Genomic DNA, 14,538 nt, shown 5'->3' on the forward strand with positions numbered 1-14,538 from the left:
GAGGCTGAACAAATTAATTATTTTGTCAGCTCTTCCATTTGGCCGATGAGACTTTCAAATACGCTCATCGCTTGCTCAATCGGCTCTGGCGAGGACATGTCGACGCCCGCTTTTTTCAAAATATTGATCGAGAAGTCGCTGCCGCCGCTCTTCAGGAAGCCGAGATAACGCTCGACTGCTGGCGCGCCTTCCTCCAAAATTTGCTTGGAGAAGCTCGTTGCGGCCGAGAAGCCAGTTGCGTATTTGTACACATAGAAGCTGTTGTAGAAATGGGGAATACGTGCCCATTCCATCGCAATATCTTCATCTACGGCCATATCGTCGCCATAATATTGAACATTGAGGTCGTAGTAGATTTTGCTCAAATCCTGCGGAGTCAGCGATTCGCCTTGCTCGCTTCTTTCGTGAATGATTTTCTCGAATTCGGCAAACATCGTTTGACGGAACACCGTCGTCCGGAATTGGTCCGCATAGTAGGTGAGCAGGTACATTTTTTCCTTCGGATCGGTAGACTTGTCAAGCAAGTAGTCCATCAGCAGCGCTTCGTTCAGCGTGGAAGCCACCTCCGCGAGGAAAATCGTATATTGCGCATCACGGTAGTTCTGGGTCGTGTCGGAATAATACGAATGCAGGGCGTGGCCCATTTCATGCGTCAGCGTAAACATGCTGTTCAAGTTGTCCTTGTGATTGAGCAGCACGTAAGGATGTGTGCCGAACGCTCCCCAGCTGTAAGCGCCGCTGCGCTTGCCTTCATTCTCATACACGTCAATCCAGCCATCGTCAAAGCCATGCTGCAGCACGTTCAAATAATCGTCACCGAGCGGCTTCAAGCTTTCTTTGACCGTTTTTTTCGCATCCTCATACGTAATGTTCATATCGAATTCCTCTACAAGCGGAGCGAACAAATCATACATATGAAGCTTGTCAACGCCGAGCAGCTTTTTGCGCAGGTTCATATAGCGATGCATCAGCGGCAAATGCTTATGAATCGTGTCAACCAAGTTTGTATAAACCGTCTCGGGGATGTTATCTCCATAGAGCGACATGGCGAGAACGGAATCATGCTTGCGGGCACGGGAGTAAAAAATATTTTTCGTTACATTGGCATTCAGCGTTGCACCGATTGTGTTTTTGAGCTTTCCGTATGTATCGTACATCGCTTGGAAAGCTTCTTTGCGCACCTCGCGGTTTTTGCTCTCAAGAAACTGAATGTAACGGCCCTGCGTCAGTTCAACCACTTCGCCGTTCTCGTCCTTGACCTTCGGGAACTTCAAATCGGCATTGTTCAGCAGGTTGAAAATTGTGCCGGGAGCCGAGCTCATATTGCCCACTTGCGCAAGCAGCGCCTCTTCATTTTTCGAGAGAACATGGGCCTTTTGGCGGCGCATTTCCTCGAGCGTATGGCGGAACGCTGTCAGCTCCGGATTCGCGATCAATTGATCCAGCGCCTCATCGCTTAAGGAAAGCACCTCTGGCGTAATGAAAGAGAGAGCTTCGCCTGTTTCTACGCTCAGCTTCTTGGATTTGTCGGACAAAGCCTGATAGGTCGGCTCAGCCGTATCCTCATGATGCTTCATATTGGCATATACGTATAGACGCTCCACATGCAGCGACAATTCATCCTCCTGCTCGAAGCAGGCTTTCAGCTGGGCGGGGTCAGACAATGTGCCTTGAAAAGCGCTGATTTTGCCAATCAGGCTTTTGGCAGCGGCAAACTCCTTATCCCATGCGGCTTGATCTGCAAACAGGTCTTCGAGCTTCCAACGGGCTTCTACTTTCGTTTCGGAACGCTTAGGTACGTGATTCATCGAATTCCTCCTTGGTATAATGGTAGATGAAGTAGCATGTGGTGCTGTTTTGGAATAGGTGGGCTGAATCATTCCCTCAGCGCCACTAATCCCGGCTGTCAGGCTTAAAGAAACAAGGACGGGTAGCCATTTCATGGTTGCAATCGCCTCCGGGCATAAATTTGTACCTAGTATGTACCGGAGGCGGTCTTGTTATGTTGAAATACAAGAATTTACCTTGTATTTGATGCGTTGGCGGCTGCTCCTTGGTGTATGGCTTGTCAGCTGCCGCCAGCGTTTATGAGCTTCCCATCTGAAACAGACTGAATACAATGAGGAAAAACGAGAATGCAATTAAAACAATCGAAGCAAGTGCCAGCCCGCGGCGCAAATTGGGAGCGAGAGTATCGCGTTTTGCAAGGACAATCCACCCCAGTGCAAAGGAAGCGACAATAAAGATGATATTAGTCATTAAATCCATCTGGAAACGTACACCCCCTGTAGCCGCAAGCACAACACTGCCTCGTTAGTCTTCGCTCTAAAGGCTAATTTTTCCTGCTTATACTTCCTTGAAAGCACGGATGATGTTCTCCCGTTCTTCCTCGCGGCCAACATACTGGTCAGCACGGAAGCGATTTTCGGCCCAATGCATCATTTCAGGACGGCTTACGAACGTAAAGCATTCTTCGCCCCATTGATCAGAAATATCACGTACGACGAGGGTTTTCCCCTGTACTTCTACCGTCAGCATATTGTATTTGTCGGTTTTGAATATCTCGTGTTTCTTGAACATGTATAGGTCACCTTACCTTTCATTACGGCTTACACCGTATTCTTACTATTTTAGCTATCCAGGGGGTGGAAAGCAATAAGGGACGGTGTTATAATATCAGCTATAATGCGGGAAAGTGGCATTTGTGAGGCGAAGCTTCTATAGAGATAGGAGCGTATTCGCGAGGAAGAGTGTAGCTGAGACGAGGAGAGTTGAGAAGATGAAGCAATTGAAGTATGAGCAGGTAGGCGTTGCCATCACCTGCCGGGGTTTTGATGAGTATGTACACATGTTCGGATTAGCAGAAGACGATTTGGGTGCGGGGCCTCTACTCGACATTGCTGCTGGAGGCGCTTCTTTTACCGCTGAGGCATGTGCCCGAGGGTATGATGCCCATGCTGTTGATCCGCGTTATGCCGGAGATGTGGAGTCGTGGATTGCACAATCTGCAGAAGAAATTGAAGTTTCCACAAACAAGCTGATCGCTTTGCAGGAGGCATTCGACTGGAGCTACTATAAGGACGCTGCGAATCATCGCGCGGGAAGAGAGCGTTCGCTTGAGCTGTTTGCAAGTCATTTGCGATCTGTTGCCGGGAAATCCCGTTATCGTTTTGGGCAGCTGCCGGAGCTCCCTTTTGAACAAGGAACCTTCTCGCTTGTGTTATGCAGCCATTTTTTGTTTTTGTATGCGGAGCAGTTTGATTTCAATTTCCATAAGCAGGCTGTTTTGGAAATGATGCGACTGTGCAAGCCGGGCGGACAGGTGCGGATTTACCCGCTGTTGTCGCTAAGCTGGAAGGCTTACCCGCACATGGATGAGCTGCTAAAGGCTGTCGCAGAGCGGGGCGGTCAAGCTGAGCTTATGCCGGCGAAGCTTCCTTTTATTCCTGGATCAGATTATTTTTTGAAAATAAGGGTTTAATTGCATTTTCCAGTTTGAGACTGTATAATATAGGGTATACGCTGATTAAACAGCGGTTTATTTTTTCTAGGAGGTTGTTCATTTGAAAGGAACAGTTAAATGGTTTAACGCAGAGAAAGGCTACGGCTTTATCTCGGTAGAAGGCGGCGAGGATGTATTCGTTCATTTCTCCGCTATCCAAAGCGAAGGCTTCAAATCGCTTGACGAAGGCCAAGAGGTAGAGTTCGACATCACTGAAGGCAATCGCGGTGCACAAGCGGCTAACGTCGTTAAATTATAAGATTCGAAGTTTCTTATAATACTTGATTGCAGCATGTACAGGAGCTTCCGGTTAATTCGGGGGCTCCTTTTCGCATTTTAACAGGCTATTAGGATAGTGGTCAGTGGATGGTGCTGTATAATAGAGCGAGATAAGCCTCGTTTTGAACTATTTTTAAAGGGGGACAATGATGATGGAAGCCGGTGCCGAGTTTCAGCGGTTTCGCTTTAGTGAAATCAAGCAGAAATTGCCTCGCGAGAGCTGGTATTACTTGCGCCATGAACAAAATGATGGCGAATTTGAAGAAGAGGAAGTTTGGTATTATAAAGGGGATTTGCGGCTTAGCGAGCTTTTGCTCGACCTGAATGCTATGCTCATTCTCGTTGAAGGAAATTTAGTTGTGGATCGTTATGTTGGCAATACAGATACAGACGGTGCTACCGGCCTGATCGTTCTTGGCAATATGCGCGCCAGCCATATGGTTGTTGGCGGACAGGAGATCCATGTTGCAGGCAATTTGCAAGTGGATGAAATGTTCTGGGGAGATTATAATCACGGCGATCTCATCGTTGAGGGCAATATGCAGGCAAAGCTGATGATGACAAGCGATCAATATAGAGTGCGTATTCAAGGGACATCAGCTTTTGAACGCTACATAGAGGAATGGGACGACTTCGGTGTATGGCAGGGCTTCGACATGACCGAGCTTTTTGTCCCGGACATTATTTTAGATGAGGATGAGGAGCCATCCGTCTGGCGAGAGGAAATGCTGCGTCTTCTGAAGGAAGACAAGCCAATTTTATATGAAGCGCTAATTAAGCCGATTCATGAGCAGCCGCAAATTCCTTTTTTATTCGAAGATACACAGCTCCGACCGCTATATATGCAGCAGGTGACTGCTGATTCTCTCTGCTTCCTAGGCGAGCCTGAAGCTGCTAGCTCAAGCTATGAATTTTGGCTGGGGGATCAGTTTTTCCGTGCAACCGCTTATGGCAATGAAGCGGTTTCTGGACATTTTCGAAGCGTCTATTTTCAAGATGGGGAAGCGTATGGAGCGTTGCTTAAAATAGAACCTATTGCTGCACAATCGGGCTCTGTAGATCAGTCACTCACGATGCAATGGCAGTTATCAGGCAAATATCGCAGCGTCACGGGCGAGCATACGGATTGGTCGGAGATCGATGATGATTCACCAGCCGCTATCCAGCAGCTTTGCCAGCAAAACTGGATTCATTTGCTGCAAGCTGTATCGACCTATGAATACGCTCGTCATCTCATTGATCCGCAGCAGGTGCGCGAGCTGTTGGCTCTCCCGCTTGTCGAGCCGTATAACGATTATGATGATGAAGAGCGGAACGGGCTATGGATCGGCGATGTATATTTTTCATTTCGGCAGGAGGGAGAACTTGACAATGATGCTCCGCGATTGGCATTGGTGCGCATGGCCAGAGACTATACCGATGAACAGGGCGATGCTAAGGTCGAATATTTCTCTTACCGTATCCAGAAGCATATGGACGGCTCTGAATGTATTTCCGTTCAGTATTCAGAAGATGAAGATGATGACGATTATACGATGGTCAATTACGAAGGCGGAGCTAAGTTGCTGGCTGCGGTCAAATTTTTTGAAAAAGGCCGAAAGCTGCTTACACGCTGCAACCAAGATATGCTGGATGGAACGAAACCTTTTTTTGGCGAAGATTTTGCAATGGAATATTGGAGGGAGAAAGGCTACATTTCTTAAGGATATGTGACAGGAGTTCGTCATTTTGCCATGCGCTTTTCGCATTTTAGACTTTGACCGGATTAGGCGGGAAATGATACACTGTTAGGTGGAATCTTTGTCGGAGGAGCGAGTGGCATGAAGTTTAAATTGTTTAAGGATCGCAAAGGGAAGGCCGATCAGGCTAAAAATAATAAGTTTGTAAAGCTGTCGCGTGAGATTTATGTGCAGGCACGTAAAGGCGGAGCGAATCCCGAAGCGAATTTTGGCCTGAAGACGGCCATTGCCAATGCACGTGCGGAGCAAATGCCCAATGATAACGTTGAGCGGGCAATCAAGAAGGCGACGGGCGGCGACGCAGTCGATTATGAAGAAATTATGTATGAAGGTTACGGCCCAGGAGGCGTAGCGATTATGGTTCGTTGTTTGACGGATAATCGCAATCGTACGGCGGCTGATGTACGTTCGTCTTTTAATAAGCGTGGCGGCAATATGGGAGAAAGCGGCTGTGTAGCCTATATGTTTGATCATAAAGGCTTGCTTGTTGTAGACCGTGAGGATTTAGAAATTGATGAGGACTCCATGATGATGGTGACGCTGGAAGCTGGAGCAGAGGATCTTGTCGTAAACGACGACAGCTTCGAGATTTTGACGCATCCGCATGAGTTCGAGCAGGTGAAAGGCGCACTTGAAGCGGAAGGCTATACGTTCGTTAGCGCAGGTGTACGCTGGCTGCCGCAAAACATGGTTGCCGTAGAAGGTGAAAATGCGGACAAGCTGTCCAAAATGATGGACTCCTTCGACGATAATGACGATGTACAGGACGTGTATACAAACTTCGAGCTTGAGGACTAACTTGGGGATTAACGTCTACAAAGTCAGGCTGGAACAAAAACAGCTTCAGGAGCCACATGATCGTGTGGAGCCGAAGCTGTTTTTTTGATTTATGGCATGAGCTATAGAGGGACGCTCAGTTAGCGTAAGTTCATGCGCTGCGCCTCGTATAATGTTTATAAATAAAACCTGCTGCTGCAATTAAAGCAAGCGTAGTACCTAAGTTAAAGAAGGCGGTGCGTCCAAAGCTTTCATATACATAGCCGCCAACGGTTCCACTGAGCAGACCGGCAAGGCCTGTCCATACAACGGCGTATACCGCTTGGCCAGATGCACGAAATTCATCGGGAATGATCTGCGAAATATAACGCAAAGCAGTCGAGAAATAGATGCCGAATGTAATGCTGTGCATGAGCTGTGTCGCCACGACGAGATAAGGGCTGCTCAAATGTCCAATGAGCCACATTCGCAGGGCATACAATACGCATGCAATAAACAGCAGCGGCAGCTCCTTGAATTTATGGCCGTACTTTCCAAGCAGAAACAGCACGGGAATTTCGCTGCAGGCGGAAAGTGTCCAGGCGAGGCCAATAAGTGAATCGCTAGCTCCCATTTGATGCAGCGTTACAGCAAGAAAGCCTTCATACATGCGATGCGCGATCGATACGATCAAAATGAGGACGAAAAAGGAAACGACCTCTCTTTTGCCCAGCAGCTTGAAAAAACCGCTGAAATCCACTTTGCGGGCACTCCCGCGATAATCACGCAGCAGAAAGGAGAGCGCTAGCGTTATCGTTATCGTACAGACTGCGAGCGGCAGCGTCCAATTGGAGCCCATCTCCTTCAATAAAATGCCGAACAAGTAGGCCGATATGGCAAACCCGAGCGAGCCGAAAATGCGAATGAGCGCATAAGGAACACCTGTATATTGACTGGATAATAAAATCAAGCTGTCATTCAAAGGGTTAATAGGCGTCTGAAAAAAATAAAAGATCGTCATCACTAGACAGATCATCGTAAAATCTTGAATTGGGAACAGCAGCGAGATCATGACTAGCTGCCCGAATAATAAAAATATAAACAATTTTTTTATCGTCTGAAACCGGTCGCTTGCCCAGCCTAGCAGTAAATTCGCAAAGACAGATATGAAGGGCCCAGTTGCATATATAATGCCGATTTGATGCTCGGAGTAGCCTCGCGCCAGAAAATATAATGGCAGGTAGGAGACGAGCAGTGCCTGTGTTGAGTAGGCAGAAAAGCTGAAGGCGCGGAGGCGCAGCGTTTCTTGGGATGTGTTAGGCTTCGCCTTGTCAAGGCCAAGTTGTGTCATTGCTGTATTCACTCCATAACTGTAAAAAACCTTGATTATACAGGTGTTATAGCTAATTATTAATAGATTGTAAACCATTATAACATGAACTGCTGGATTATTGTTTATTGAAATGGTACATTTATGAGTGGAGGTTTCATTCATCGTGTAATAATGGGCTGGTAGCCGGCGGTTATTCAGCATTTTTTAAGAGGAGGAGGTGCATCGTGAGATTGACGACATTTTCAGGCAGCCGTGCGCCCCGAGGGCCTTTAAAACTTATGCATCGCGTATATAAATATGTGCTGCCGGAAGTTGAAGCGCAGCTTGGGAAGCTGCGGGCGATGGCAGAGCAAATTCCTGACAGGGAGCTGCGGACGCAAGCGCTGAGCAGCATAGCGAGCAAGAAATTCCATTGTCAGGGCGGTGCTGTGTATGCAGCGGCTAACTTGGAACAGCGGCATATTCTGATACCGCTTATTGTTGCGCTGCAAACGATTAGCGACTACCTGGACAATTTGTGCGATCGCAGCACTTCTCTTGATGCGGATGATTTCCGCCTACTGCACCAGTCCATGCTTGATGCGGTTAATCCGGCAGCGCCGCTCCGGGATTATTATGCCCACCGGAAGGAGCGGGACGACGGTGGATATTTGCACCACCTCGTTGCCGTGTGCCAGCACCAAATAGCGCTGCTTCCTTCCTATGCCAGCGTTCAGCGTGATGTAACCGAGCTGGTCAGCCTATATGGGGATTTGCAGGTGTACAAGCACATTCGCCATGACTTGCGTGAGCCGAAGCTGCTCGCTTGGTGGGAGAAGCATGCACAGCGCTACCCGCACTTGCAATGGAATGAATTCGCAGCTGCCAGCGGATCGACGCTCGGCATGTTTATGCTATTTTTAGCTGCCAGCGGTGATGGTCTGTCTTCGCCGGATGCGGCGGCAATTAAAGAAGTTTATTTCCCCCACGTATGCGGCCTGCATATCATGCTTGATTATTTGATTGATCAGGCGGAGGATCAGGAAGGTGGAGATTTGAATTTCTGCAATTATTACGACAGCTTCCATTTGATGGCGGAACGGATCGGTACAATAGTGGAGTGGGCAAGGGAGGATGTGCGGCATTTGCCGGCTTCCCGGTTTCATCGCCTTATCATTGAAGGGCTGCTTGCCCTGTATTTATCCGATCCGAAGGTGCGTGCGCAGAAAGAAGTGCGCAGCGTAACGCGCAAGCTGATGAAGAACAGTCCGCTTACCCGCCTGTTTTTCCTGATTAACAGCGTGTGGATCAGGAAACAGCAGGCTTAGCAATATATTACATCATTTTGGAGGAATGACTATGTCTTCAGTAAAATCAATCGCAGTATTAACCAGTGGCGGTGACTCCCAAGGGATGAACGCAGCCGTTCGTGCTGTAGTACGGAGCGCTTTGTATAACGGGCTGGAAGTATACGGTGTACAACGCGGTTATCAGGGTCTTCTGAATGACGATTTGCGTCAAATGGATCTTCGCAGCGTAGGCGATATTATACAGCGCGGGGGAACCATTTTGCAGACGGCGCGCTGCAAAGAATTTATGACAGCTGAAGGCCAGGAGAAAGGCGCTGAAGTTTTGCGTGGGCGTGGCATCGACGGTTTGGTCGTTATTGGCGGCGACGGCTCTTATCAAGGGGCTAACAAGCTGAGCAAGCTCGGCATTAAGACGATGGCGTTGCCAGGAACAATCGATAACGATATTCCTTTCACGGATTACACAATCGGTTTTGATACTGCTGTGGGCATCGTTGTTGATGCCATCAACAAAATTCGCGACACGATGTCATCTCATGAGCGTTCGTCTGTCGTTGAGGTTATGGGCCGTCATTGCGGAGATATTGCGCTTTATGCTGGACTTGCAAGCGGCGCCGAGACCATTCTTGTACCGGAAGTGCCGTTCAATTTAACGGAGGTTTCGCAGCGGATGGAAGCCAACTTTGCCAAAGGCAAACGTCACAGTATCGTTGTTGTTGCTGAAGGAGCAGGCAATGGGCATGATGTATCCAGCGAAATTACGCGTGGTTGCGGACTTGAGCCGCGGGTAACCGTCCTTGGACATATTCAACGCGGCGGTACACCGACCGCTGTTGACCGTATTCTTGCAAGCCGTCTGGGCGATTATGCTGTGCATCAGCTGATGGCGGGCGATTCGGGCAAAGCTTGCGGTATCGTGCGTGGGGAGTTTCTTTCCACGGATATCGACACGGTTGTCAATACGAAAAAGCCATTCAACCTGGATTTGTATGAGCTTGCGCTGCGTCTTTCGCAATAATGCTTACAGGCCCGTATGGGCAATAGCAAGGGCTCGTATTAAAAAACAAACAAATAACCTCCGGCAACGCTTAAAAGCAGCGTACCGGAGGTTATTTGTTTGAAATATAGAAAAAGAAATCCTAACGCTATCCTTTCTCTATATTTCTCGGAATGAAACGCGCATTATCAAATCGCTATTCGTAATTAACGCCTTCTGAATATTTATTGCCTGCATTCCATAAGAGAAATTCATGAATGTCGGTGTCGGAGAGCGCCTTAATTTGTGCCTCGACTTCTTTCTTGCCATATTTCATATAATTGCCCTGTCCAAGCCAGCTGGCTGTAAAATCCTGAATCCAAGGGCGGATAATTGGCTTAGCATCACCGATCGGGTCCAGCTTGGCATGTGTATCCTCCATAGCGCCTACGATGGTTTCATAAGGGCTTTTGTCCGGCACCTTCTGCTTAAACCAGCCAGTGCTGTAATGGCTCGGATAAACCATGGGAGATATGACGTGCACATCGTTGGAAATTTTCACAAAGTCCTGACCAATGCCTTCGGCTGCAGGCACCGATGCGGCATAGCCGAAAATATCGACCGATACACGCACGCCAAGCGGCTCAAGCTGCTCACGGGCATATTTTACGAATCCCGCAACGGCATCGACTCGGCTCTGCTCTGTTTTCTCATACTTCAGCGAATCGGCTTTCTTATCAAAACCTTCAGGAAAACGAACATAATCAAACTGGATTTCTTTAAAGCCGAGCTTAGCTGCTTCCTTGGCAACGGCTACATTGTAACTCCAGACTTCCTTCATATAAGGATTAACAAAGCTTTCACCGCGGCCATTTTTCCAAATCGTTCCGTCGGAATGGCGGAACGACAGCTCCGGATGCTGGCGTGCCAGCACAGTGTCTTTAAAGACGACAATTCTGGCAATCGGGTAAACCTCATGCTGCTTTAATTTCTTCATCAAGTCGCCAATGTCGCGAATGTACTTCTGGGTAGTTCCCAGTTCGAGCAGCTCCGGCGTCTCGGTCGGATAAGTAATATAGCCGTTGTCGTCTTTGACATCGATGACCATGCTGTTAAGCTTCGTATCATCCACAAGCTTAAGCAAGCTATCCATACGCGCTCCACCTGCACTGTGAGCCGTCACGTAGATGCCCTTCACAATGGGAGCATCTTTCTGCGGATCACGCTTAGCGCCCGTCTCAGACGTCCCCTGGCCTTCTCCACCCGATGGGCTTGCCTGCACGATATTTGTTCCTATTGAAGCGTTTAGTACCGAGGCTGCGAGCTCCCGGGCGGCTGCATGATCCTCTCCGCTTCCCGTCAACAAGCTGTATAACAGCATGACAGTTGAAAAGATGATGTCCATTTCCTTCTCTCCCCGCTAGCTCTTCTTTCCAAATTATAAAGCAGAATTAGGCTGCGTGACACTTATTTTTTTCAAAAAGCGTAATTTTACACAGAGAAATGTTGCTTAATGCACCATTTTTGGGCGGGAATTTCCGGAGAGAAAAGCATGCAAAAAACCTGCTGACGCATGCGTCAGCAGGTTTACTATCAATCGGTATATCCCCTTGTCATTGCAGTAAGGCTTCTCTTTGGTGCTCGCAAATGCTGTGCTGAACAATCTCCATTGCATCCGCCGGTTCAAGTACAGCCAGTCCGTCCCTCAATACGATATTGATCGAGAGTTCCCGATCCGTAAGAAAAGGACTGAGCTCGGGTGCTAGCTTCTCTACAATTTGTGACAGTGTTACGGTTTCGATATCCACCTGGCATCACCCTTTCATCATAGGTTCAGGGCAAAACATATGGCATGAAAACGTTAAAACAGCGGGATAACCACATTATAGCAGGATCAACTTTAAAAAAACAGGGTTAACTGCCATGTGCGCTGCGGGCAGGGGCTATACGATAAAGCAACCGCTTTCTCGTGCGCCTTTTGATCTGTTTTTAAGCTTCGCTGGTAAACGTGTATGATTGTATGCTATAATAGCTTGGATATTTTTCAAGTAGGCTGAAGATAAAAGGAGTATGAGAAAGTTTGAAAACATTTGCTGAATTTGGCTTGGAACCTAAAGTGTTGCAAGCAATCACGGAGCTGGGGTTTGAGGAGTCAACTCCGATCCAGTCCAAAGCTATTCCAATTGCAATGGCTGGTCAAGATTTAATTGGTCAGGCACAAACAGGAACAGGAAAAACAGCGGCATTCGGAATTCCGCTCATTAATAAAATTCCGACAAGCGAGGAGCGCATTGTCGCCTTAATTATGACGCCTACCCGTGAACTCGCTATTCAGGTAGCTGAAGAAATCGGGAAGTTGACTCGATACAAAGGTTTACGCTCATTGCCAATTTACGGCGGACAAGAAATTGGACGTCAAATTCGCGCTTTGAAGAAGAAGCCGCAAATTATTATTGGTACACCAGGACGTTTGCTTGACCACATCAACCGTAAGACGATCCGTCTTGAAGATGTACAGACGGTCATTCTTGATGAAGCAGATGAAATGCTGGACATGGGCTTTATGGAAGACATTCAGTCGATCCTGAAGCAAGTTCCAGACGAGCGTCACACCATGTTGTTCTCGGCTACAATGCCGGCGAACATTCAGAAGCTTGCACAGCAATTTCTGAAAAATCCAGAGCATGTGTCGGTTATTCCTAAGCAAGTTACGGCGCCGCTTATCGATCAAGCGTATATTGAGGTTCATGAGCGTCAGAAGTTTGAAGCGCTGAGCCGTTTGCTTGATATGGAATCCCCAGAGCTTGCTATCATCTTCGGTCGCACGAAGCGCCGGGTTGATGAGCTGAGCGAAGCTTTGCAAAAACGTGGTTACACGGCAGACGGCCTTCACGGCGACTTGTCCCAAAACCAACGCGACAGCGTAATGCGCAAATTCCGCGATGGCAGCATTGATGTGCTGGTTGCAACGGATGTAGCTGCTCGTGGCCTCGACGTATCGGGCGTAACGCATGTTATCAACTTTGACCTTCCGCAAGATCCGGAGAGCTATGTTCACCGTATCGGCCGTACTGGCCGCGCAGGCAAAGAAGGTACGGCATGGTCGTTCGTAACGCCTCGTGAACTGGATCACCTGCATTTCATCGAGAAAATTACACGTCAAAAAATCAATAAAAAACCTTTGCCTAGCATTGCGGAAGCGATTGAAGGCAAACAGCGCTTGACAGCTGAGCGTTTGCTCGAAGTTGTTCAAGAAGAAGAGTTCACAGAATACAAAGCAATTGCAATTCAATTGCTTGAGCAATATGATTCCGTTCACTTGCTTGCAGCAGCCGTTAAATTGCTGACAGGCGAGAAGAAGGAAGTCAATATTGAATTGACACCGGAAGAGCCGCTTCGCGCGAAAAAACGCAAGCCGGACATTCGTTCGAATGGTCGTCGTTACTCTGGTTCCTCGTCCTTTAGCGGCGGCAGCAGCCGCAGCTCCAGTGGCGGTGGTGGCGGCTATCGTGGCCGTGATGACAGACGTGGCGGCAGCGGCAGCAGTTCGAGCTCCAGCTCGCGCAGCAGTAGCAGCAGCTATGACCGTAACCGTGATGGTGGCAGCAGCAGACCTCGCACTAGCGAGAATCGCCGTCCAAAACCATCGTCCGAAAGCTTCAACAATAACAACAACTAGGGTCATATCATCTTGATAAGCCCGAATAACAAAGCTTAAGAAACCGGGGAAGTCCGTGATGCCTTACGGGCGTCCTGACTTCCCCTTTTTTATTGTTCATTTGATTAAGCCAGCCTGCTTGATTGAATAATATGCTTTGGTGCATGTCACAACCAAAATAGTAACGAACAAGACGGAATAGTGGGGGCAGATCACATGGAGCCAAGGGGTTTAATGGGAGGTTTTTACCGCATCTCCGAATGGATTATGCGATTATCGGTAATCAATGTATTATGGCTAATATGTTCAATTCCTTTTGTATTATTGGCGTTTGTGGGCGTATTTCCAGGAAATGCTTCAGCATTAGATGAGGCGGCTTATCTGGACCATGTTAAAACAACATTGATTTTCATGGCGATTGTTGCTCCGTTCACCTTATTTCCAGCTACAGCTGCGATGTTTGCGGTAGCTCGCAAATGGGTGATGGGTGAAACGGATGTCCCGCTATTCAAAACGTACTTTAGAGGATATAAGGAAAATTATCTTCAAAGTATGATTGGCGGGTTTTTCTACGCTATTCTGTTTGCCATTATGATTGTCGATTTTATTGTTTATCGCGACCAGTACAGCCTGATTTCTTATATCTTTATTGCGTTGCTGCTTCTGTTGGTCATTTCCTTGTTCAACTTTTTCTCGATGCTTGTCCATTATCACATGAAAACGTTTCAATTGTTGAAAAATGCTATTCTGATTACGATTGGCCGTCCAATACGCTCATTCTCTTCTGCGGTAATGAGTGGTGCGGTCATCTATATCAGTACGCGCTTCACCTTTTTGATTCCGTTTTTTATGGGCAGCATTATTGCGTATCTGTCGTTCTGGAATTTCTACATGATTTACCAGAAGCTGCAGGAGCAGGCGGAGAAAGCTAGGCTTGCCCAGGAGGCAGAAGAGGTCGAATTTGCAGAGCTTACAGATGGCGATTCGAGCTCGTCCAATAAATAAA

The 14,538-nt window shown here is 47.8% G+C and carries 14 protein-coding genes; 8 read left to right on the forward strand and 6 right to left on the reverse strand.

All coding sequences use genetic code 11. The features are described from left to right. Positions 1–17: 17 nt before the first annotated feature. The 3 genes from pepF to AC50YG_RS14140 form a co-directional block, all read right to left on the reverse strand. Positions 18–1,808 (reverse strand): oligoendopeptidase F, encoded by a 1,791-nt coding sequence (gene pepF / locus AC50YG_RS14130; protein ID WP_494827585.1) that lies wholly within the window; start codon positions 1,806–1,808, stop codon positions 18–20. 277 nt (positions 1,809–2,085) lie between these two features. Beyond that, a complete protein-coding gene (locus tag AC50YG_RS14135; RefSeq protein ID WP_099519659.1) occupies positions 2,086–2,268 on the reverse strand; it encodes a hypothetical protein in 183 nt (60 codons plus the stop codon). Positions 2,269–2,346: 78 nt separating this feature from the next. After that, the gene (locus tag AC50YG_RS14140) at positions 2,347–2,580 is read right to left on the reverse strand and encodes a hypothetical protein (protein WP_341278478.1); all 234 of its coding nucleotides are present in this window, start codon (positions 2,578–2,580) and stop codon (positions 2,347–2,349) included. 199 nt (positions 2,581–2,779) lie between these two features. Here AC50YG_RS14140 and AC50YG_RS14145 point away from each other — a divergent pair, with 199 nt between their 5' ends. The 4 genes from AC50YG_RS14145 to AC50YG_RS14160 all read left to right on the forward strand — a co-directional run bounded on the left by AC50YG_RS14145 (position 2,780) and on the right by AC50YG_RS14160 (position 6,318). Next, entirely contained in the window at positions 2,780–3,481 is a 702-nt protein-coding gene (locus AC50YG_RS14145) for a methyltransferase domain-containing protein (protein ID WP_494827588.1), read from the forward strand. Positions 3,482–3,563: 82 nt separating this feature from the next. Continuing rightward, positions 3,564–3,761, forward strand: coding sequence for a cold shock domain-containing protein (locus AC50YG_RS14150; protein ID WP_046229980.1), 198 nt, complete (start codon positions 3,564–3,566; stop codon positions 3,759–3,761). 169 nt (positions 3,762–3,930) lie between these two features. Beyond that, on the forward strand, positions 3,931–5,484 hold the full coding sequence (locus AC50YG_RS14155) for a hypothetical protein (protein ID WP_494827590.1): 1,554 nt from the start codon (positions 3,931–3,933) through the stop codon (positions 5,482–5,484). A 117-nt stretch (positions 5,485–5,601) separates the two neighbouring features. Next, positions 5,602–6,318, forward strand: a complete 717-nt coding sequence (locus tag AC50YG_RS14160; protein WP_341278475.1) for a YebC/PmpR family DNA-binding transcriptional regulator — start codon at positions 5,602–5,604, stop codon at positions 6,316–6,318. Between the two features lie 130 nt (positions 6,319–6,448). Here the strand turns inward: AC50YG_RS14160 and AC50YG_RS14165 are convergent, their stop codons facing one another. After that, entirely contained in the window at positions 6,449–7,627 is a 1,179-nt protein-coding gene (locus AC50YG_RS14165) for an MFS transporter (RefSeq protein WP_494827592.1), read from the reverse strand. A 260-nt stretch (positions 7,628–7,887) separates the two neighbouring features. Between AC50YG_RS14165 and AC50YG_RS14170 the strand changes: the two genes are divergently transcribed. Next, on the forward strand, positions 7,888–8,916 hold the full coding sequence (locus AC50YG_RS14170; RefSeq protein ID WP_494827782.1) for a tetraprenyl-beta-curcumene synthase family protein: 1,029 nt from the start codon (positions 7,888–7,890) through the stop codon (positions 8,914–8,916). A 31-nt stretch (positions 8,917–8,947) separates the two neighbouring features. Continuing rightward, complete coding sequence (gene pfkA, locus AC50YG_RS14175) at positions 8,948–9,916, forward strand: 6-phosphofructokinase (protein ID WP_341278473.1); 969 nt, start codon at positions 8,948–8,950, stop codon at positions 9,914–9,916. Between the two features lie 175 nt (positions 9,917–10,091). On the opposite strand, the gene AC50YG_RS14180 is transcribed toward pfkA, so the two are convergent. Together AC50YG_RS14180 and AC50YG_RS14185 are read right to left on the reverse strand one after the other, a co-directional pair. Next, positions 10,092–11,279: a putative glycoside hydrolase gene (locus AC50YG_RS14180; protein ID WP_473757822.1), complete on the reverse strand. Its 1,188-nt coding sequence runs from the start codon at positions 11,277–11,279 to the stop codon at positions 10,092–10,094. 208 nt (positions 11,280–11,487) lie between these two features. Next, entirely contained in the window at positions 11,488–11,682 is a 195-nt protein-coding gene (locus AC50YG_RS14185; RefSeq protein WP_046229973.1) for a hypothetical protein, read from the reverse strand. Between the two features lie 272 nt (positions 11,683–11,954). Here AC50YG_RS14185 and cshA point away from each other — a divergent pair, with 272 nt between their 5' ends. Together cshA and AC50YG_RS14195 are read left to right on the forward strand one after the other, a co-directional pair. Further along, complete coding sequence (cshA, locus tag AC50YG_RS14190) at positions 11,955–13,553, forward strand: degradosome RNA helicase CshA (RefSeq protein ID WP_473757821.1); 1,599 nt, start codon at positions 11,955–11,957, stop codon at positions 13,551–13,553. A gap of 195 nt (positions 13,554–13,748) precedes the next feature. Next, positions 13,749–14,537, forward strand: coding sequence for a YesL family protein (locus AC50YG_RS14195; protein WP_341278470.1), 789 nt, complete (start codon positions 13,749–13,751; stop codon positions 14,535–14,537). The last annotated feature ends 1 nt before the right edge of the window (position 14,538 follow it).

Source organism: Paenibacillus sp. J31R34 (assembly GCF_059383715.1).

Excerpts from the sequence above, each read along its gene's own strand:
- pepF (WP_494827585.1), bottom strand. The coding sequence starts at position 1,808 with ATGAATCACGTACCTAAGCGTTCCGAAACGAAAGTAGAAGCCCGTTGG.
- AC50YG_RS14135 (WP_099519659.1), bottom strand. The coding sequence starts at position 2,268 with ATGGATTTAATGACTAATATCATCTTTATTGTCGCTTCCTTTGCACTG.
- AC50YG_RS14140 (WP_341278478.1), bottom strand. The coding sequence starts at position 2,580 with ATGTTCAAGAAACACGAGATATTCAAAACCGACAAATACAATATGCTG.
- AC50YG_RS14145 (WP_494827588.1), top strand. The coding sequence starts at position 2,780 with ATGAAGCAATTGAAGTATGAGCAGGTAGGCGTTGCCATCACCTGCCGG.
- AC50YG_RS14155 (WP_494827590.1), top strand. The coding sequence starts at position 3,931 with ATGATGGAAGCCGGTGCCGAGTTTCAGCGGTTTCGCTTTAGTGAAATC.
- AC50YG_RS14160 (WP_341278475.1), top strand. The coding sequence starts at position 5,602 with ATGAAGTTTAAATTGTTTAAGGATCGCAAAGGGAAGGCCGATCAGGCT.
- AC50YG_RS14165 (WP_494827592.1), bottom strand. The coding sequence starts at position 7,627 with ATGACACAACTTGGCCTTGACAAGGCGAAGCCTAACACATCCCAAGAA.
- AC50YG_RS14170 (WP_494827782.1), top strand. The coding sequence starts at position 7,888 with ATGCATCGCGTATATAAATATGTGCTGCCGGAAGTTGAAGCGCAGCTT.
- pfkA (WP_341278473.1), top strand. The coding sequence starts at position 8,948 with ATGTCTTCAGTAAAATCAATCGCAGTATTAACCAGTGGCGGTGACTCC.
- AC50YG_RS14180 (WP_473757822.1), bottom strand. The coding sequence starts at position 11,279 with ATGGACATCATCTTTTCAACTGTCATGCTGTTATACAGCTTGTTGACG.
- AC50YG_RS14195 (WP_341278470.1), top strand. The coding sequence starts at position 13,749 with ATGGAGCCAAGGGGTTTAATGGGAGGTTTTTACCGCATCTCCGAATGG.